General features: G+C 59.4%; 16 protein-coding genes. 6 read left to right on the top strand and 10 right to left on the bottom strand.

Annotation, left to right across the window (positions count from 1 at the left end; genetic code table 11):
• The first annotated feature begins 14 nt into the window (after positions 1-14).
• From AC0ZJQ_RS07765 to fdxA, 4 genes are all read left to right on the top strand, one after another.
• Positions 15-1,168 (top strand): IS3 family transposase gene (locus tag AC0ZJQ_RS07765; protein WP_476477637.1). Its coding sequence is split into 2 segments (ribosomal slippage): positions 15-252 and positions 252-1,168, totalling 1,155 coding nucleotides; the frame shifts between segments, so codons are not numbered across the junction.
• A gap of 122 nt (positions 1,169-1,290) precedes the next feature.
• Positions 1,291-2,094, top strand: a complete 804-nt coding sequence (locus AC0ZJQ_RS07760; protein WP_476477636.1) for a tyrosine-type recombinase/integrase — start codon at positions 1,291-1,293, stop codon at positions 2,092-2,094.
• Positions 2,095-2,144: 50 nt separating this feature from the next.
• Positions 2,145-4,724 (top strand): DNA mismatch repair protein MutS, encoded by a 2,580-nt coding sequence (gene mutS / locus AC0ZJQ_RS07755; RefSeq protein WP_476477635.1) that lies wholly within the window; start codon positions 2,145-2,147, stop codon positions 4,722-4,724.
• Positions 4,725-4,855: 131 nt separating this feature from the next.
• Positions 4,856-5,179 carry a ferredoxin FdxA gene (gene fdxA / locus AC0ZJQ_RS07750; protein WP_003290439.1) on the top strand — a complete coding sequence of 108 codons (324 nt, stop codon included), beginning with the start codon at positions 4,856-4,858 and terminating at the stop codon, positions 5,177-5,179.
• A 62-nt stretch (positions 5,180-5,241) separates the two neighbouring features.
• Here fdxA and AC0ZJQ_RS07745 read toward each other — a convergent pair whose 3' ends face one another.
• The 5 genes from AC0ZJQ_RS07745 to AC0ZJQ_RS07725 form a co-directional block, all read right to left on the bottom strand.
• Positions 5,242-5,433 carry a CsbD family protein gene (locus AC0ZJQ_RS07745; RefSeq protein ID WP_003290440.1) on the bottom strand — a complete coding sequence of 64 codons (192 nt, stop codon included), beginning with the start codon at positions 5,431-5,433 and terminating at the stop codon, positions 5,242-5,244.
• A 91-nt stretch (positions 5,434-5,524) separates the two neighbouring features.
• Positions 5,525-6,523 carry a lysylphosphatidylglycerol synthase transmembrane domain-containing protein gene (locus tag AC0ZJQ_RS07740; protein ID WP_476477634.1) on the bottom strand — a complete coding sequence of 333 codons (999 nt, stop codon included), beginning with the start codon at positions 6,521-6,523 and terminating at the stop codon, positions 5,525-5,527.
• Positions 6,520-7,281 carry a DUF2334 domain-containing protein gene (locus AC0ZJQ_RS07735; protein ID WP_476477633.1) on the bottom strand — a complete coding sequence of 254 codons (762 nt, stop codon included), beginning with the start codon at positions 7,279-7,281 and terminating at the stop codon, positions 6,520-6,522. Before AC0ZJQ_RS07735 ends, AC0ZJQ_RS07740 begins: the two co-directional genes overlap by 4 nt.
• Positions 7,274-8,389: a glycosyltransferase family 4 protein gene (locus AC0ZJQ_RS07730; RefSeq protein WP_102829437.1), complete on the bottom strand. Its 1,116-nt coding sequence runs from the start codon at positions 8,387-8,389 to the stop codon at positions 7,274-7,276. The genes AC0ZJQ_RS07735 and AC0ZJQ_RS07730 overlap by 8 nt, the downstream gene beginning before the upstream one ends.
• A gap of 164 nt (positions 8,390-8,553) precedes the next feature.
• Complete coding sequence (locus AC0ZJQ_RS07725) at positions 8,554-9,429, bottom strand: YihY/virulence factor BrkB family protein (protein WP_476477632.1); 876 nt, start codon at positions 9,427-9,429, stop codon at positions 8,554-8,556.
• Between the two features lie 149 nt (positions 9,430-9,578).
• On the opposite strand from AC0ZJQ_RS07725, the gene AC0ZJQ_RS07720 reads away from it, so the two are divergent.
• Positions 9,579-12,026: an acyl-CoA dehydrogenase gene (locus AC0ZJQ_RS07720; protein ID WP_476477631.1), complete on the top strand. Its 2,448-nt coding sequence runs from the start codon at positions 9,579-9,581 to the stop codon at positions 12,024-12,026.
• 136 nt (positions 12,027-12,162) lie between these two features.
• Entirely contained in the window at positions 12,163-12,570 is a 408-nt protein-coding gene (locus AC0ZJQ_RS07715; protein ID WP_138299673.1) for a PA2817 family protein, read from the top strand.
• Between the two features lie 359 nt (positions 12,571-12,929).
• Here AC0ZJQ_RS07715 and AC0ZJQ_RS07710 read toward each other — a convergent pair whose 3' ends face one another.
• From AC0ZJQ_RS07710 to AC0ZJQ_RS07690, 5 genes are all read right to left on the bottom strand, one after another.
• Positions 12,930-14,921, bottom strand: a complete 1,992-nt coding sequence (locus AC0ZJQ_RS07710) for a polysaccharide biosynthesis protein (RefSeq protein WP_476477760.1) — start codon at positions 14,919-14,921, stop codon at positions 12,930-12,932.
• A 359-nt stretch (positions 14,922-15,280) separates the two neighbouring features.
• Positions 15,281-16,456, bottom strand: coding sequence for a DegT/DnrJ/EryC1/StrS family aminotransferase (locus AC0ZJQ_RS07705; protein ID WP_043296636.1), 1,176 nt, complete (start codon positions 16,454-16,456; stop codon positions 15,281-15,283).
• 10 nt (positions 16,457-16,466) lie between these two features.
• Positions 16,467-17,084: an acetyltransferase gene (locus AC0ZJQ_RS07700; protein WP_043296637.1), complete on the bottom strand. Its 618-nt coding sequence runs from the start codon at positions 17,082-17,084 to the stop codon at positions 16,467-16,469.
• Positions 17,081-17,695, bottom strand: a complete 615-nt coding sequence (locus tag AC0ZJQ_RS07695) for a sugar transferase (protein WP_476477630.1) — start codon at positions 17,693-17,695, stop codon at positions 17,081-17,083. The genes AC0ZJQ_RS07700 and AC0ZJQ_RS07695 overlap by 4 nt, the downstream gene beginning before the upstream one ends.
• Positions 17,696-17,722: 27 nt before the next feature.
• Complete coding sequence (locus AC0ZJQ_RS07690) at positions 17,723-19,843, bottom strand: CDP-glycerol glycerophosphotransferase family protein (protein ID WP_476477629.1); 2,121 nt, start codon at positions 19,841-19,843, stop codon at positions 17,723-17,725.
• Between the last annotated feature and the right edge of the window lie 14 nt (positions 19,844-19,857).

The raw sequence follows: 19,857 nt of genomic DNA, 5'->3' as shown, positions 1-19,857 counted from the left end.
CTGAAGGAGTGTTCATGAAGCGCAAGAAATACAGTCCCGAGTTCAAGCGGGAAGCCATCGAGCTGGTTCGTCGTTCAGGGGCCAGCTGCCGACAGGTGGCCCTAGAGATTGGTGTGGCTCCCAACCTGCTCACCCGCTGGGTTCGGGAGGCGCAACCAGGCACTGAGAAAGTCTTCCCTGGAACGGGAAGTCCGCGGGATGAGGAGCTTGCCCGTCTCAAGCGCGAGTTGGCCCGAGTAACCAAGGAACGTGATTTTTTAAGAGACGCGGCAGCGTACTTTGCCAAGGAGTCATCGAGCGGTACACGGTGATCCAGCGCTGCCGCAACGAGTACCCGGTACGATTGATGTGCCGTTGCCTGAAGGTTTCTGCCAGCGGCTATTACGCCTGGCAGGATCGTGAACCAAGTGCGCGAGCTCAGGAGAATGCGCGCTTGGTGAAGCGCATTCGGGAGATTCACGAGGACAGCCGGGGCGTGATTGGAGCGCCACGAATGCACGAGGATTTGCTCGACGAGGGCGAAGTCGTCAGCCTGAACCGAGTTGCTCGCCTGATGGCGGCTGAGCGAATTCAAGGCTGGCCACGCCGGAAACGACGTGGCTTTGGAAGAGCCGTCAGTGGCCGCCCAGCAGGCGTGAAAAACCTGCTGGAGCGCGATTTCACCGCGCAGGAGCCGGAGCGCAAGTGGGTCACGGACATCACGGAAATAGCCACACTGGAAGGCAAGCTTTTCCTATGTGTGGTGCTCGACTTGTACAGCAAGCTGGTGATCGGTTGGTCGATGCATCACCGCCAGGATCGGCAGATGGTGATTCGAGCAGTGGAGATGGCGATTTGGCAGCGCCAGGGTGACTGGTCAGTAATCCTGCATTCGGATCGCGGTAGCCAATTCACCAGCACCGACTACCAGCGCTTTCTGAATCGCAACACGCTGGTCTGCAGCATGAGTGCCGTCGGGCATTGCGGCGACAACGCAGCCTGTGAAGGCTTCTTCGGTCAGCTCAAACGGGAGCGGGTTGCCCATCAGTCGTATCGAACTCGTGATGAAGCACGGGCGGATTTATTCGACTACATCGAGCGGTTTCATAACCCACGAATGCGTCGTAGAGTCGCCAGGCAAGATCTGAAGTTTTCAGCCCTTTTCAAACCGTCCGTGGAAACGGGGTAGAACCCGACATCACCAAGGAAACCGAGAGCCGATACGGAATCGCGCTCGACATCTGCACTGACATGCTAGGTCGAGACCGTCTTGGCAGCGTCCTGCTGCCCGAAGACATTCAGAAGCTGCGTGTGAGTCTGATCGAGACGCGCGCCACCTCGACGGTGAATCATTACCTCGCCACGCTCGCAGGATTTCTTGGATGGTGTGAGGCCAACGGCTATTGCCGTTCTGGCCTAGCCAATGCCTGCACGCGCTTTGAGATGACCGAGCGTGACCCAGACCCGCTTACCAAAGCCGAGCTGGACGCCCTCCTGACCAAAGGTTGCTTGCACCCAATGGATCGAGCTGCGGTGACACTGGCCGTTTACACCGGCCTGCGCCCTGGAGAACTCGGCGCATTAGCCAGGGAAGACATCGACCTGATCAAAGGCCAGATCCATGTAAACCGAGCCATTACAAGCAGGGGCACGTTCAAGCTGCCTAAGACCGGCAAGAAACGCGTTGTACTGTTATTTCCGCCAGCACTGGACGCGTGTAAGGAACTGCTGGCTATCGAGCACGGCATCGAGCCACGGACCATCACTGTGCAACTCACCCGCCACGAATCGATACGGGAAACCGTCACGCCGCTGATTTCTCCCGTTGTGCAGGCACGCAAGAAGAACGTAAACCCTTGGTTCATTCCGACGTCTTGGAACTCGAAGTGGGCCAACATCCAGCGTCGCGCCAAGATCCGCCCACGCCGCCCCTACCAGACGCGCCACACCTACGCCTGCTGGTGCCTGGTAGCGCGTGGTAACCTTGCGTTCATCGCCAAGCAGATGGGGCACAAGGACTTCACAATGCTGGTCCAGGTGTACGCCAAATGGATGGACGACGAGTCCCCGTTCGAGCTTCAACACATCTGGGCAGGCATGCAAAAAGCAGCGTGACATGCCCCAAATTTGCCCCATTACTTTTGCCGTACCGCCATAAATCTTTGATGAATAAAGAAATTTCCGACCTCTCCAAGCACACCCCGATGATGCAGCAATACTGGAAGCTCAAGCGCGAGCATCCGGACCAGCTGATGTTCTACCGCATGGGCGACTTCTACGAGCTGTTCTACGACGACGCCAAGAAGGCCGCGGCGCTGCTCGACATCACCCTCACCGCGCGCGGGCAGTCAGCGGGCACGGCAATTCCCATGGCCGGCATCCCGTTCCATTCCGCCGAGGGCTACCTGGCGCGTCTGGTCAAGCTGGGTGAGTCGGTGGTGATCTGCGAACAGATCGGCGATCCGGCCACCAGCAAGGGTCCGGTGGAACGCCAGGTGGTGCGCATCATTACCCCCGGCACGGTGAGCGACGAGGCGCTGCTGGACGAGCGCCGCGACAACCTGCTGGCGGCCGTGGTCGGCGATGAGCGCCAGTTCGGCCTGTCGGTGCTGGACATCGCCAGCGGCCGCTTCAGCGTGCAGGAACTCAAGGGCTGGGAAACCCTGCTCGCCGAACTGGAGCGCCTGAGCCCGGCCGAGCTGCTGATCCCTGACGATTGGCCGCAGGGCCTGCCGCTGGAAAAACGCCGCGGCGTGCGCCGGCGTGCGCCCTGGGATTTCGATCGCGATTCGGCGTTCAAGAGCCTCTGCCAGCAGTTCTCCACCCAGGACCTCAAGGGCTTCGGCTGCGAGAACCTGACGCTGGCCATCGGCGCCGCCGGCTGCCTGCTCGCCTATGCCAAGGAAACCCAGCGCACCGCCCTGCCCCACCTGCGCAGCCTGCGCCACGAGCGCCTCGACGACACGGTGATCCTCGACGGTGCCAGCCGGCGCAACCTGGAGCTGGACGTCAACCTGGCCGGCGGCCGTGACAACACGCTGCAGTCCGTGATGGACCGCTGCCAGACCGCCATGGGCTCGCGCCTGCTGACCCGCTGGCTGAACCGCCCGCTGCGCAACCGCGAGATTCTCGAGGCGCGCCAGGACTCGATTACCTGCCTGCTTGAGCACTACCGCTTCGAACAGCTGCAGCCGCAGCTCAAGGACATCGGTGACCTGGAACGCATCCTCGCCCGCATCGGCCTGCGTAACGCCCGCCCGCGCGATCTGGCGCGCCTGCGCGACGCCCTCGCCGCACTGCCGCAACTGCAGGCCGGCATGCAGGCGCTGGTCGCGCCACATCTGCTCCAACTCGCGACCAGCATCAGCACTTACCCGGAGCTGGCCGAGCTGCTGGCCCGCGCCATCATCGACAACCCGCCGGCGGTAATCCGCGACGGTGGCGTACTCAAGACCGGCTACGACGCCGAGCTGGACGAGCTGCAGTCGCTCTCCGAGAACGCCGGCCAGTACCTGATGGACCTGGAAACCCGCGAGAAGGCCCGTACCGGACTGGCCAACCTCAAGGTCGGCTATAACCGCGTGCACGGCTACTTCATCGAACTGCCGAGCAAGCAGGCCGAATCGGCGCCGGCCGACTACATCCGCCGGCAGACGCTCAAGGGCGCCGAGCGCTTCATCACCCCTGAGCTGAAGGAATTCGAGGACAAGGCACTGTCGGCCAAGAGTCGCGCCCTCGCCCGCGAAAAACTGCTCTACGACGAGCTGCTGGAACTGCTCATCGGCCATCTCGCACCGCTGCAGGAAAGCGCCGCCGCGCTGGCCGAACTGGACGTGCTGAGCAACCTCGCCGAGCGCGCGCTTAACCTCGATCTGAACCGCCCGCGCTTCGTCGAACAGCCCTGCCTGCGCATCGAGCGGGGCCGTCACCCGGTGGTGGAGCAGGTGTTGGAGACGCCTTTCGTCGCCAACGACCTGGGCCTCGACGACGCTACCCGCATGCTGGTCATCACCGGGCCGAACATGGGCGGTAAGTCCACCTACATGCGCCAGACAGCGCTGATCGTGCTGCTGGCGCAGATTGGCAGCTTCGTACCGGCGGCGGCGTGCGAACTGTCGCTGGTGGACCGCATCTTCACCCGCATCGGCTCGTCGGACGACCTCGCCGGCGGGCGCTCGACCTTCATGGTGGAGATGAGCGAAACCGCCAACATCCTGCACAACGCCAGCGACAAGAGCCTGGTGCTGATGGACGAAGTGGGTCGCGGTACCAGCACCTTCGATGGTTTATCGCTGGCCTGGGCTGCGGCCGAGCAGCTGGCGAAGCTGCGCGCCTTCACGCTGTTCGCCACCCACTATTTCGAGCTCACCGTGCTGCCGGAAAGCGAGCCGGTGGTGGCCAACGTGCACCTCTCGGCCACCGAGCACAACGAGCGCATCGTCTTCCTCCACCATGTGCTACCCGGGCCGGCAAGCCAGAGTTACGGCCTGGCGGTGGCGCAACTGGCAGGCGTACCGGGCGAGGTCATCCAGCGCGCCCGCGACCATCTGTCGCGGCTGGAAACCACCAGTCTGCCCCACGAAGCGCCGAGAATGGCAGCTGGCCAGTCCGCACCTCCGGTGCAGAGCGATCTTTTCGCCAGTTTGCCGCATCCTGTGATCGAGCAATTGCGTCGAATCAATCCCGATGATCTGTCTCCGCGACAGGCGCTGGACCTGCTATACAGCCTTAAATCACAAGCCTGATACGCCAATAAACTGGTAGAATCGCGCGCAATTTTTTTGGATACGGTGGCCTTTGCCTGGTGCCACCCTGTCTGCTGCCGCACAGGAGCGTCTGCCAACGCTGCCTGACCCGCCTGAGGAGATAGCTAGAAATGACCTTCGTCGTCACCGACAACTGCATCAAGTGCAAATACACCGATTGCGTGGAAGTCTGCCCGGTGGACTGCTTCTACGAAGGCCCGAACTTCCTGGTGATTCATCCGGACGAGTGTATCGACTGCGCGCTGTGCGAGCCGGAGTGCCCGGCCCAGGCCATCTTCTCCGAAGACGAAGTGCCGGACGATCAGCAGGAGTTCATCGCGCTGAACGCCGATCTGGCCGAGGTCTGGCCGAACATCACCGAGAAGAAAGATTCGCTGCCGGACGCCGAAGAGTGGGACGGGGTCAAGGACAAGCTGCAGTACCTCGAGCGCTGATCGCTCGGCGCGACGAAAAAATGCCCGCATTCGCGGGCATTTTTATGTGTGCAGCGCACCGATCAGGCCCGGTCGATGCCCTTCTTCAACGTATCCTTGACGTCACCCTTGACCTGCTGGGCGTCACCCTTGATCTCCTGGCGCTGCCCCTCCTCCTTCAGCCGCGGATTGTCGGTGGCCTCGCCAATACCCTGTTTGATCTTGCCGACCGCTTCGTTGGTGTTGCCCTTGATCTTGTCTTCGGTGCTGCTCATGGCGGCTTCCCCTTTACTGCTAGTCATTGGTTACAAAGAGTGGACCGGGTGCGCGCGCCGATAGTTTCCTCCCGGCCATCGGAACGGCGCGTCAGCTAGTCGCCCGCCGGCTGCGCATCAGTCGATTGAGCAGCGGTCGCCCGGCCAGTTGCAGGAATACCGGGGCACCCACGATCAGGTAGAAGTAATAGGTGACGAAGCGCCAGATCAGGATCGCCGCCGCCGTGCTGGATTTGCCCACCATGGGTGTGAGCAACGCGGCCGAGGCCAGCTCGGCGCTACCGGCGCCACCGGGCAGCAGGCTGAGCTGACCAGCCGTCAGCGCAAGGATCTGCACCACGAAGGTCCAGGCCCAGGCGATTTCGCTCTGCAGCCCGCGCAGCGTCAGATACAGCACGCTGAAGCGCAGCAGCCAGTGCAGCGTGGTCAGCGCGAATACGCCGAGCAGCACCCGCCGCGGCAGGCGGAAGCAATCGAGCAGCGCATTGCGAAACCCCAGTACCTTGCGCGCCCAGCGTCGCCGGCGCTTGGCGCGTATTCCCAAGTGCCGGACCAGCCAGCCGTTGAAGCGGAACACCTGACGATGGAACCGCCCGAGCAGCCCCAGCAGTATCAGCACGCCGAGCAGCAGCGCCGCGCTGAAGCCCAGCAGGCTGCCGACATAGGCATTGAAGGCGTGGGTCATGGCATAGATCAGCACGCCGACCAGTGCGCAGGCGAAGAACAGCAGGTCGCTGAGCTGCTCGACCGCGTAGGTCGCCGTGCCTCTTGCCGGTGTCACGCCTTGGCGCATCAGCAGCGCCATTGCGGTCAGCGGCCCGCCAGCGCCGCCGGGCGTCGCGCAGATGGCGAACTCGGTGGCCACCACGATGCCCAGCGCACGCCGCTGGCCAAGCGTGCGCCGGCCGACCAGCAAGCGCAGGCGCCAGGCATTCAGATACCAGCCGGCGAGCACCATGCCGAGCATGCCCAGCAGCAATCCGGGCGGAAAGCGCAACAGTCGGTCGAACAGGCCGGTGCCACCCAGCAGCAGCGGCACCAGCGCCGCGGCGAGCAACGCACCGAGCAACAACCAGGCGCTGCGGTTCATGCCGGTTGACTCATCAGCGGCTGCTGGCGCAGCCATTCGATCTTGCTGACCGGGCGCCGCCCCTCCGCGAGCAGGCGTTGCAGCAGCTGCAGCCAGTAGTGGCGGGAGAACTCGTGACGCATATCCACCGGGTGCAGGCCCAGACGCAGCAGCGGCGCCGCCTTGTGCATGCGCAGCTGTTGCTCGCAGACCAGTCGCGACAGCCCGCGACGCCAGGCGCTGCGCGCGCTCCAGACCAGCCCAGGCGCGGTGATGGGCGCAAAGTCCGGCAGGCGGTAGAACCGTTGCGGATCGCTGGTATAGCTCAGGCCGCTGCCCCGCAGGGCCTGCCGGGTACCGGCGCTCATCAGCCAGGCCGGCGCTACGAAACCATGCAACGGCCAGCCCTGCCTAGCGAACAGCTGCATGCCCTGCTCCAGCCGCCGGCGTGCCTCGGCTTCAGCCAGCGCGTAGAACTCCCCTTCATGGGTGTAGATGCGGCGCATGAACCAGTCGCGCGGCGTGCGCGGTGCCGGCGCGTCGTCGGCATGGTAGTAGCCGTGCAGCACCAGCTCGTCGCCGCGCGCCAGGCGCTCACCAAGCAGGTCGAGAAACCACGGGTGCGCTAGCAGCGGATTGCGCCGGTGGAAGTCCGGCACCACCAGCCAGGTGATGGGGATCGTGCCGAGTGCATCGACGGCCTCGACGAATGGCCGGTAGTCCGGCCAGGTTTGCGGCGCCACATCGTGCAGCACCAGCATCAGCACCGGTTCAGCCATGTACCGCCACCGGCAGATCGGCCGTACCGAGCACGGCGTGGTAGTGCGCGAGCAGGCCGGCGACCACCGCATCCCACGCGTGATGGGCTTCGACGTGCTGGCGCGCCTGCCTGCCGAGCCGCTGCGGATCGTCCTCGAACAACTCCTGCACGGTCAGCGCCATCGAGCGCGCATCCAGCGGCCGGCACAGACGGCCGGTGTGTGGCGGCACCAGCTCCGGCAACGCACCGGCGCGCGCGGCCACCACCGGAATGCCGCTGGCCATCGCCTCCAACGCCACCAGGCCGAACGTCTCCTGATTGCCGGCATGCAGCAGCATGTCGCTACTGGCGAGCAACCGCGCGACCTCGCTGGCCGGACAGAACTGGTCGATCACCGTGACGTTGTCCGGCACCCGATGCGGCATGCTCGACCCTACCAGCAACAGGTGATACGGCCGACCGAGGATGCGCGCGGTTTCCAGCAGGACATGCAGATTCTTCTCGCGCGAGCCACGCCCGGCGAAGATCAGCAGGCGGCAATCGTCCTCCAGGCCCAGCTCGCGTCGCAGATGCACGTCGCGACGCGTCGGGCTGAACGTTTCCAGATCGACACCCAGCGGCTGCACATACACGTTGCGCACCCGCAGCGCCGTCAGCTTGTCCGCCATGACCTGGCTGGGCGCCAGCACGCGATCGAAACTGCCGTACAGCCGCGAGACATAGCCGTTCATGTTGGTGCCCAGCCAGCCACCAATGCGGTTGCTGACCAGCAACGGCAGATCGGAGTGGTAGAAGCCGATCACCGGAATATCCAGCCGGCGGCCGGCATCCAGCGCCGCCCAGGCGGTCATGTATGGGTCGCCCACTTCGATCAGATCGGGGCGCAGTGACCGCAGCAGGTTACGCCAGGGACCGCGACGGATCGGAAAGCGATATCCCTTGCCGAACGGCAGGGCTGGGGCTGGCACCTCGTAGATGCCAGCATGCTGCTGATAGCTGCTGCCGGGTACCAGAATGCTGTGGCGAACGCCGGAATAAAGCTGCAGGCGGCGGTGCTTGGCCTCGAGGTAGGTACGCACGCCGCCACTGGCCGGCGCGTAGAACATGGTCATATCGGCGATGTGCAAGATGCAACGTCTCCATCCGGTTTCGGCCCAGAACCCCGGAATTGCCTCGGCGCCGCTGGTCGGCCGCCCCGCCATGCCGCTGCAGCTCGCAGGAATTCTGTAATGAACGGTATGGACCCTTCTGCAGAATAGACGTTCGCCGTACCGCTCGCCGGGCGGACCGGTCAGGAATCGGCGGTCTTCTCGCCCGGGTCCTTGCCCTCGACCGAGTGGTGCTCGATCACCGCATTCAGCTCGGCGCCCAGCAGCAGCACCGCCGCGGAAATGTAGAAGTACAGCAGCAGCACGATGATTGCGCCGATGCTGCCGTAGGTGGCGTTGTAGTCGGCGAAGTTCTGCACGTAGATGCCGAAACCTACCGATGCGGCGATCCAGACGATCACCGCCAGCACCGAGCCGGGCGTGATGAAGCGGAACTCCTGCTTCACATCCGGCGTGACGTAGTACAGCACGGCCACCAGCAGCATCATCAGGAACACCACCACCGGCCAGCGCAGCCACGCCCAGAGCAGCACGATCGTCTCCTTCAGGCCGACGAGATCGGCCAACCACTCCATCACCTGCGGACCGACGATCATCAGCCCGGCGCTGGCAAGCAGAATCACGGCGGTGCCGATCGTGTAGAGCAGTGACAACAGCATGAGCTTCCAGCTGGGCCGCCCCTCATCGACGTCGTAGGCCCGGTTCATCGCGTTCATCAGCGAACGGAAGCCCGCCGAGGCCGTCCACAGCGCCACGAGAATACCGACCGACAACAGCCCGCTTTTCTGTTGCTGCAGCTGGTCGATCACCGGATTGACCTGTTCCATCGCCACCGCGGGCAGTGCCAGCGCCGCCTGTTCACGCAGCCAGGCAAAGAACTCCGAGAGGTTGAGAAAGCCCAGCAGGGCCATGAGAAACAGCAGGAACGGAAACAGCGAGAACAACGCCCGGTACGCCAGCGCCGAGGCGTAGGTGGACATGTCGTCGTTGCTGAACTCCTTGATCGTGCGCTTGAGCAAGGTGCCGAAGCCGATGCCGCGCGTATCCAGAAATGCCATACCGCTCCCCGCCAACTGAACTGTCTGAACTGGGACGATAGCCCCGCGCAAGAGTTCGGGCGAGATCACCGCCGGGCACGCATCGCACCGGCATGCGGCGAGGACGCCTATGCTGTCAGCACACCCACGTCGATAAAGGAACGCTCTCCATGACGTTGATCTGGTTGCTGGTCCTGTTGCTTGGCCTCGTCGTCATCGCACATCTGCGCCTGGCGCTCGTCCCGAGTCTGGTCCTGGTTACGCTCTATCTGCTGGCGATGAGCGCCGCCGATGAGGTGTCCGGCTGGCTGGTCGCCCTGCTCTGGCTGCTGCTGGCCGCCGTCGCGGTGCCGCTGTTGATTACCGATATCCGCCGTCGCTACGTGAGCGAACCGCTGTTCGACTGGTTCAAGCGCGTGCTGCCGCCGATCTCCGATACCGAGCGCGATGCCATCGAGGCCGGCACCGTCTGGTGGGACGGCGAGCTGTTCAGCGGCAGGCCAGACTGGAACGTCTTGCTCGGTTATCCGCAGGCCCGCCTGACGGACGAAGAACAGGCGTTTCTCGACGGCCCAACCGAAACGCTCTGCGCGATGGTTAGCGACTGGGACATCGCCCAGCGCCTCGACCTGCCGCCCGAAGCCTGGGACTACATCAAGACGCAAGGCTTCTTCGGCCTGATCATCCCCAAGGAATATGGCGGCAAGGGGTTTTCCGCCTACGCCCATTCGCAGATCGTGATGAAGCTCGCCACGCGCAGCGGCGATCTGACCAGCACCGTGATGGTGCCCAACTCGCTCGGCCCAGCCGAATTGCTGCTGCACTACGGCACCGACGAGCAGCGCAGCCACTACCTGCCGCGCCTGGCCAGCGGCACCGACGTGCCCTGCTTCGCGCTCACCGGTCCATATGCCGGCTCCGATGCCGGCGCGATGCCCGACAGCGGTGTGATCTGCCGCGGCCAGTGGCAAGGCGAGGAAGTGCTCGGCCTGCGGCTCAACTGGGAGAAGCGCTACATCACCCTCGGCCCGGTCGCGACCCTGCTCGGCGTCGCCTTCAAAGCCTACGACCCGGAGCATCTGCTCGGCGAGGTGGACGAACTGGGTATCAGTCTGGCGCTGATCCCCACCGACACCCCCGGGGTCGAGATCGGTCGACGCCACCTGCCGCTCGGCGCGGCGTTCATGAACGGACCGAACCGGGGCAAGGATGTCTTCGTGCCACTCGATGCGCTGATCGGCGGACGCGACATGATCGGCAAGGGCTGGATGATGCTGATGAACTGCCTGTCGGTCGGTCGCTCGATCTCGCTGCCAGCCACCGGCGTCAGCGCAGCCAAGGTGTGCAGTTATGCCAGCGGCCGCTATGCGCAGATCCGCGAGCAGTTCGGCGTGCCGCTGGCGGCCTTCGAAGGCATCCAGGAGCCGCTGGCACGCATCGGCGGCAACGCCTGGCTGATGGACGCCGCGCGCACGCTGACCGCCAGCGCCGTGGACCTGGGCGAGAAGCCGTCGGTGCTCTCAGCCATCCTCAAGTACCACCTCACCGAGCGCGGTCGCCAGTGCGTGCGTGATGCGATGGATATCCACGGCGGCAAGGGCATCATCCTCGGGCCGAACAACTACCTCGGCCGTCTGTGGCAGGCCGCGCCGATCTCCATCACCGTCGAGGGCGCGAACATCCTCTCGCGCAACCTGATGATCTTCGGTCAGGGCGCGATTCGCTGCCATCCGTTCGTGCTCAAGGAAATGGCGCTGGTCCACGAAGCGGATCGCGACGCCGCCGTGCGCAAGTTCGACGGACTGCTGATGCAACACGTCGGCTTCGCTGTCGGCAACGCCGCCAGCACGCTGGTGCTCGGCCTGACGTTCGGGCGTTTCGGCAAGGCACCGGGCAACGACCTGAGCCGCCCGTACTTCCTGGCTTTGAACCGCATCGCCGCGGCCTTCGCGCTGCTCGCTGACCTTTCGATGTTGCTGCTGGGCGGCGAACTCAAGCGTCGCGAACGCCTGTCGGCACGTCTGGGCGATGTACTCAGCCACCTCTACCTAGGCTCGGCAGCGCTCAAGCGCTACCACGATCTCGGCCAACCCGCCGATCAGGAGGCGCTGCTGCAATGGGCGCTGGAAGACTGCTTGCACACATGCGAAACCGCTCTGCGCGACATCCTGCGCAACTTCCCCAATCGCGTCCTGGGCTGCCTGTTGCACGTATTGGTCTTCCCTTTCGGCGCGCGCCATCCGGGCCCGTCGGATGCGTTGGATGCCGAGGTCGCCGCCATCCTCGGTCGCCCCGAAGGCGATCCCGCGCTGGAACGCGTGCTCGATGGTTTCTATCGACCGCAGAGCGCGGACGAGCCGCTGGGCAGCTTGCACCATGCCCTGCATAGCCTGATAGCCAGCCAGCCGGCGGCGAAGAAACTGCACCAGGCGCTCAAGAGCGGCTCGCTCAAACCGGCACCGGGCAGCGATCCGCTCGCGGCCGCGCAGGAGGCGGGGATTCTCGACGAGAACGAGGCAAACAGCCTGTACGCCGCCGAAGCCGCCCGCCGACGTGTTATCGATGTGGACGACTTCAGCCAGGAGGAACTGCGGCTGCCGCCCGGATGCGTGCGTTAGCAGCACCTGACGAGGCAGCATCTCAGCTGGCGCCGCGTGCCGAACCCTCGGCACGCCCGCGAGTCAATCGAACAGGCCCGCCCGACGGCGCGCCTGTCTATAATCGCGCCCCCAGAAACCCGACACAGGTGCACACATGGCCAACTCTTATCACGATCACAACCTTGCCCTGCTGGCCCATCTGCGCGGCATCCTGCTCGCGATGGGCGAAGCCGAGCAGGTTTCGGAAGAAAGCCACGCGCTGTTCCTCGAACGCTTCGATGAACTGATCATGAACCTGCAGAACGTGCCGGAAGAGCGTCACCTGGGCCAGGATCTGATCTGCCAAGTCTTCCACCGCTACCCGCAGATCGCCCATCTCGTCCCGCGCGACCTGCTGTGGTTCTTCGGCGGCGATTGCCTGCACTTCATGCCTGACGAAGAAATCGCGATATTCCAGCAACTCGAAGAACGCCGCTACGAAGCCGAGCAGAACGACGAGCCGTTCGACTGGAACCATGAAAAGCAGCTGCTCAGCCTGCCGGAAGAAAGCCCGCGGCATTAATCATTCGGGCAACGCCGGCCGCTTGCGGTTGCGTGGTGGTGGTAGTGGTGGTGGAAAACGCCGCGCGGTTTTCCACCCTACGCATATGCCAGCCGCCCCCGGTAGGGTGGACAACGCGAAGCTTGTCCACCATGCCTTGCAACGGGAAGCCCGACCAGCGCTTGCGGTTTGCGGACGAGTGATGGTGAAAACGCTGCGCGATTTTCCACCCGGGCAGGACAAGTACGCTTGTAGGGTGGGCTTCAGCCCACCAAGGGGCCGCCGCCAAAGCCAGGACGCATGGCCGAGACACGCAGCGATGGGCTTTAGCCCACCCTACACACTGCACCCGGAAGTACCTCAACCGAAAAGAACGCCCTTCACTCCCCCGGTTCCGCTCGTCGCTGCTGATATATCCAGTCGACGATCTCCCCCTCCGGCTTGTAGCCACTCACCACTTCACGCAGCAGCTGACGCACCTGCGGGTAGTCATCTTCATCGACAGCCGCCATCAAGCGGCTGAGCAACACTTTTAGCTGATCCCACGAGAGGTACTCCTCGTTCGCGGTCATGATCATCGGATGCTCCGTGGGGCTGACGTTGTCGCCGATCAGCAGCTCCTCATAAAGCTTCTCGCCAGGACGCAGCCCCGTGTATTCGATGGCGATATCGCCATGCGGGCATTTCTCCGAGCGAATGCTCATGCCGGAAAGGTGGATCAGCTTCTCGGCCAATTCGGCGATGCGCACTGGCTGACCCATGTCCAGCACGAACACATCGCCGCCCTGCCCCATAGAGCCGGCCTGAATCACCAGCTGCGCGGCCTCGGGAATGGTCATGAAGTAGCGCGTGATCTTGGGATGCGTGACCGTCACCGGGCCGCCAGAGCGAATCTGCTGGTAGAAACGCGGAATCACCGAACCCGACGAGCCCAACACATTCCCGAAGCGCACCATCGTAAAGCGCGTCTTGTTGACGTGATGCACCGCATCGTCGGAGTCGAACAACACCGGCGCCGCTTCGCGGCTCAGCGCCTGCAGAATCATCTCCGCCACGCGCTTGGTGCTGCCCATGACATTCGTCGGCCGCACCGCCTTATCGGTGGAGATCAGCACGAAATTCGCCACGCCAGCCTGCACGGCTGCCTGGGCAGTATTCAGGGTACCCAGCACATTGTTCAGCACGCCCTCGGCGACATTGTGCTCAACCATCGGCACATGCTTGTAGGCGGCCGCGTGGTAGATCGTCTGGACCTTCCAGGTCTGCAGCACATCCAGCAGGCGATCAGCATTGCGGATCGACCCGAGAATCGGCACCAGCCGGGTGGAAAGCGCCTCCCGCTCGATTCGCCGCTCCAGCTCCATATGAATGCTGTACAGGTTGAACTCGCTATGCTCGAACAGCAGCAGCGTTTCCGGCGCGTTCGCCAAGATCTGCCGGCACAGCTCGGAGCCGATCGACCCACCCGCCCCCGTCACCATCACGATCTGGCCACGAATACAGCGCTCGAACAACGCCTGCTGTGGCGGCACGGCATCACGACCCAGGAGGTCGGCGATATCCACCTCCTGAATGTCCTCGACCTGCACTTTACCGCTCGCCAGATCCATGAAGCCCGGCACACTGCGCACGTGCAATGGCAAATGTTCAAGCATCTCCAGAATCTCGCGCCGCCGTGCGCGCGAGGCAGAAGGAATCGCCAGCAGAATCTGGCCAGCTCCGGTTTCATCCACCATCTGCGGAATGTGCTTGGCCGAATAGACACGCAGCCCGGCGATGGAACGGTTATGCAGGTTCGGGTCATCGTCGATGAACGCCACCGGCCGCATCGCCCGGCCCATGCGCAACGCTGCCACCAGTTGATTGCCCGCCGCACCGGCACCGTAGACAGCAATCTTGGGTAGCCCAGTGTCCTTGCCCTTGAACTTCGTGAGCGAAACGGGAGAAAACCAATCCCCCATGAAGTACTGACGCATGACCAATCGCAGGCCACCAATCAAGACCAGGCTGAGCCACCAGTAGTTGAACACCATCGAACGCGGAATCAGCTTGGGCACATCGCTGCGCCAGTAGACCGCAAGCGACAGCAGCAGCGCCGAGAGCGTCACCGCCTTGGCTATAGCCATCAGCGCGTCATTGCCGAAATAGCGCATCACTGCGCGGTACATACCGAAACGGATAAAAAACGGAATTGCGATCAATGGCGCAATACCAAAAAGCCAAGCATGGCCATCGAGCGGTTCGATATTGCGCGTTTCACCCAATCTCACCACAAACGCCAACCAGAGCGCAGCCCAGATCAGCACCACATCAGTCGCTACTTGGATTAGCCGCTTATAGCGCCTAGGTAAGCTCACCAGACGTGAACGCAGCTTCTCGGCAAGTCTTAACACAGGACACCTCGATCCTCGAGAGAAAATTTAACCAACAAAGCAACATAAGAATAAGCCACCTAGACAGTCACTTGCGGACATACCAGTTAATTCTTAACATTCCATATGACAACAGCTTTTGGAGTTTGATATCCAGGAAAACTTAGCACTGAAATCGGAATAGGTAGCTGGATCGTTGCCGAACCTTGCTACATGGTTAACAACCAAGGCAAAAAGCATAAAAAACGGTCGCAGAGTGCATTTGATCCCAAACACCCTTATCACAATGTCATGATGCGTCAGCCCTAATTAAACTCAGGAAAAATCAGTTCGAATGTTTCTTCCTGAAGTCCGGAAAACTACCGAGCCGCGGTCAACATTACCTCTTTAAGCACGGCACAGGTCCTTTCAATCTCTGGCTCGGACAATGTCGGATGAACCAAAAACATCAAACTGGTATTTCCAAGCTCATGAGCAATTGGCAACGGCTCAGCCGGGCGCCAACCAGTATTATCAAAAGCCTTTTCAAGATAAACTTCCGAACAGGACCCCGACATGCAGGGCACGCCTCGTGCTGAGATTTCCGCCATTATCCTATCGCGGTTCCAATCTTCTTTGAGCGACTCAGGCATGACAAACATATAGCATTTATATGCTGCATGCAGGACTTCATCTGGAAGGGAAGGAACCCGCAAGCCTGGGAGCAGTGCAGCCTGCTCCCAGATTTTTTTGGCGTTAGCTAGACGCTTCGCTTGCCACTCAGGCATACGCCGCAACTGGATACGACCGATAACCGCCTGGGTTTCAAGCATGCGCCAGTTGGTACCAAAACTTTCATGCAACCAGCGAAAGCCCGCAGGATGGGCACGCTCATAAACGGCCTCCCAAGACTTGCCATGGTCCTTGTATGACCACATCTTCGACCAAAGCTCACGATCATTGGTAGTAACCATACCGCCCTCACCACCGGTGGTCATGATCTTGTCCTGACAGAACGACCAAGCACCAATATGCCCAATCGAACCCACCGGACGCCCTTTGTAGCGCGCGCCATGAGCTTGGGCACAGTCCTCAATAACGAAGAGTCCGTATTCTTGCGCAAGCGCCATGATCGGATCCATGTCGCATGGCCAACCTGCAAGGTGCACACAGATGATAGCTTTCGTCTTGGCAGTCAAAACATTGCGTATAGAATCAGCAGTAATATTTTGCGAATCGCGGTCGACGTCAGCGAAGACCGGTGTGGCACCTGCGGTCACGATAGAGGAAGCAGAAGCCAGAAATGTACGAGAGGTCACAACGACCTCATCGCCAGCCCCGATTCGCAACGCTTTCAACGCAGCATCCAGAGCCAGCGTGCCATTGCCTAGCGCCACCGCATACTCAACTTCGGTCCATGCGGCGAACTCCTTTTCGAACTCGCGACATTCTTGTCCGGTCCAGTAGTTCACGCGGTTACTCAGGATGACATTGCTGACCGCTTCAGCTTCTTCTTCCGTGAAGCTAGGCCAAGGGGAAAAAGGAGTGCCCAACATAAAATAATGGTTACCTCACCTGAGTTGCAGGAACGCCTATCACCGTAGCTGCGTCCTGCACGTCCTTAACGACTACGGCACCCGCTGCAATCATCGCATGCGACCCGATACTAATTTGCTGCCTGACGATGGCGCCAATTCCGATCCAACTGCACGTGCCTACGACGACCTGCCCCGCAAGATGCGCCCCAGGAGAAATGTGCACCCCCGCGTCTAGCACACAGTCATGGTCAACGCTGGCAGCGGTGTTTACGATACAGGCAAAACCTATTCGCGCCCCCGCATTGACGACCGCGCCGGGCATGATAACAGCCCCTTCGGCAATTTGAGCATAGCGACTGACGGTAGCCGACGGATGCAGCAGGCTCGGCAAGAAATAACCGGCATCCAGCAACGCCTTGCATTTAGTCATTCGAATGTCGTTATTGCCTATTCCCACGAACGCCCCCCCAAAATCACCCTTGCGCTCCAGCAAAGTCTCGAACGTCCCGCAATAAGGCAAGCCTAGGGTCGCGCCGTCCATTGGCTCAGCATCGTCGAAAAAAAACACCTCCCAACCGCAGCACTCGGCTATGTCGGCGACGACCCTGCCATGCCCGCTAGCACCAAAAATCGCAAGCCTTTTCACTTATCGTTGCCCTCGAACCGCACCGAGGTCGCATGTCCTTGAGAAGAGACACCTTCCCTCTTGAACACTTTAACGACCGTCAGCCACAGGATTTTCATATCCAGTAAGAACGATCTGTTTTCAACGTACCAGATATCGAACTCGAATTTCTCCTGCCAACTCAGATTGTTGCGCCCATTTACCTGCGCCCAGCCCGTGATGCCAGGCAGGACATCATGCCGGCGCATTTGTCGTTTGTTATACAAGGGCAAATAATCCATCAGTAAAGGGCGTGGCCCGACAAGACTCATCTCACCCTTTAGCACATTCAGCAGCTGGGGTAGCTCATCGAGACTGGTACTACGCAAAAAGCGGCCTACGCGTGTCATTCGCTCCGCATCGCCGATACCGAGCAAACCATCAGGCTCCATCTCATACATGGTTCGAAACTTATACACTGTAAATTTGCGCCCTTTGTAGCCAGGTCGCTGCTGATTAAAGAGCGCAGGGCGCCCAAGATCTTGCAATACCAACAAATACAAAATCAAAAAAATCGGAGCAAACAATAGCATTAACAAAAAAGAAACCACGAAATCGAAGCCTCTCTTCATATGATATGAATTACCCTCCATACCCGCCTCATAAATGTAGAGAAAAGTCTATTCAAGTATTTTTTTTTCAGCCACTCTGCCCAAGATGAAATCGCATATTCTTTCGACTGAGCGGCCATCTTTTAGACGCATTAATCCTTGTGACCCACTCCCCCTCTCGCTTGAGGAATTCAATAAATAATTTAAATCATCCCGACCAACAAAAGGCCTCGCAACACCTAGCTCACACAAATCAAAAGGGACCGTCGAATAATCTTTTGGTCTATATGCCAGCACAGGCTTATCGAGGCAAAACGCCTCTAAACCAGCGGTACTAAAATAGGTAATAACCGCATCAGAAGCATTAAGATTATGATAAATGTTACCACGCGAAATGACTGCCCGTTGCGAGCAATCAAGGTTCCGCAACACAGCGGAATAAGCATTCGCAAAAGCATCATTTTCGTTTGGATGCATGCTGATCAAAAGAAACCAATCATCATGTGACTCTAAAAAATCACAGGCCACTCTTACCATTGAACTCATCAAGTCAATATCATAAGGCTGAGTCGCCAAACACAATATATTATAAGTCGTATCACAGATAGCTATAGCTTCACGACTTTGCTCTTTTGTAAAAGCTCTGATCGCAGATAATCGAGCATCAATCCTAGGGGCCCCAACCACCTCTACATTAGAATCGTTGACCCCCAAATAATCCACATAAACAGCTCTAGAGAAATCGTCCACAGCAAGAACATAAGTGGAGCCAGGTTTTTTATAGCGACCAGAACGAGAAAACGTCCCACTCTGTATATCGAATGATGCAACAGATTTCAAATAACCCACAGTAAATTGGGATGGCCACAGGCGTCCGGGATTTGAGATAAGAGCCGATACGTTCGCCACCAATAGCGTCCTATCAATTTCCCGCATAAGACCATAAGAATCTCTAAAAAGTCGATGAAGAGACTTTCTTGAATTTAAGGCAGCGTACAAGGCAAGCAATCCACTGCTTGTACCCTCCAAAAGAGGTGAAGATAAAAAAGCATCTAAAGCAAGATCAAAATACTTATTGAACTCAGCCATCCCTGAAGCATCATCTTTCTCAACTGACGGCAAAATATAAGTGTAGCGCTTATTATCGTCATCCAATACATCAGCATAGGGCAACAATACAAGAATTTTTTCGTTTGTTTTACGTACGAACTGCTGAAGGACTGGCAGCAGCGTCCCTTTATACATTGGATCTCGCAAATTCCCAAAGAAAATAAAAATATTATCTCCCTTCTCACAGCAGTCAGAAATATGATATTTCGTAGTCGTAAATCTATCCGAGGGAATCCAATCACGGCTAACCATATCACTCATCACCACTTGCGAGAGCGACTTGAATCTTCTGCCACACCAAAAGCGAACAATTGCGGTCGGAATTTTCCTTGAAGAACCAACCGCGAATGCCAGCAGATTATTATCAAGCAACCTATTTCCGAATATATAAAATTTTTCAACGGCGTGCGTTTCAGCAAAATTCAAAATAAAGTTATAGCTTCTTACCCACCCAACCAATCTATCCGACACCCCAACCTGCAATGAATTTAGAAAATGAGAAAATTTTTCATATTGCGGCGTGTTAGATAACTCACTCCCAAGACAATCAATAAACTTAGCAGAAAGGGTGTCCGCCTGAAGATAGACCGACTCATCGAGCGCCGGATCAATAGTGGGGATATAGAGAACCCTCCCGGATATATCATCCAGCAAAACACTCATTGATACCGCGCTATCAATAAACTCCAGATAGTCTTTTTTTGCTCTAAAAACAATGAAACATTGCTTAGTAAGTGAAAACTCTATCAACTGTTTATAATGAAATTTAGCCGCAGCACTTTCAATGAAAAGCAAGCTCTTAAGACCCTGCGTCTCCAAAAGGTCTTCAACATCAATCAAATCTACAGCAAACCGTAATTCATTGTGCTTTACAGGAATAAGCAGACCCGCATTAACAGACGCCCCTCCTGCCTGAAGCACGGATTCAAGAAATTTTTCATGAAGAGACATGATTGACTTAACTTTTAACCCAAGATACTTATTGCAAAAAATTGTGGCTCCTCGCGAAAACAACACAATCTTACGTTTAATAAATAACGGCAACGCCTTGCGTGCGCCAACATATAAAATATTTAGCATCTAAAAATCATCCA

The sequence above is a fragment of the Stutzerimonas sp. 21-1 genome (assembly GCF_056336065.1).
This window is presented reverse-complemented; position numbering and strand designations above follow the sequence as displayed.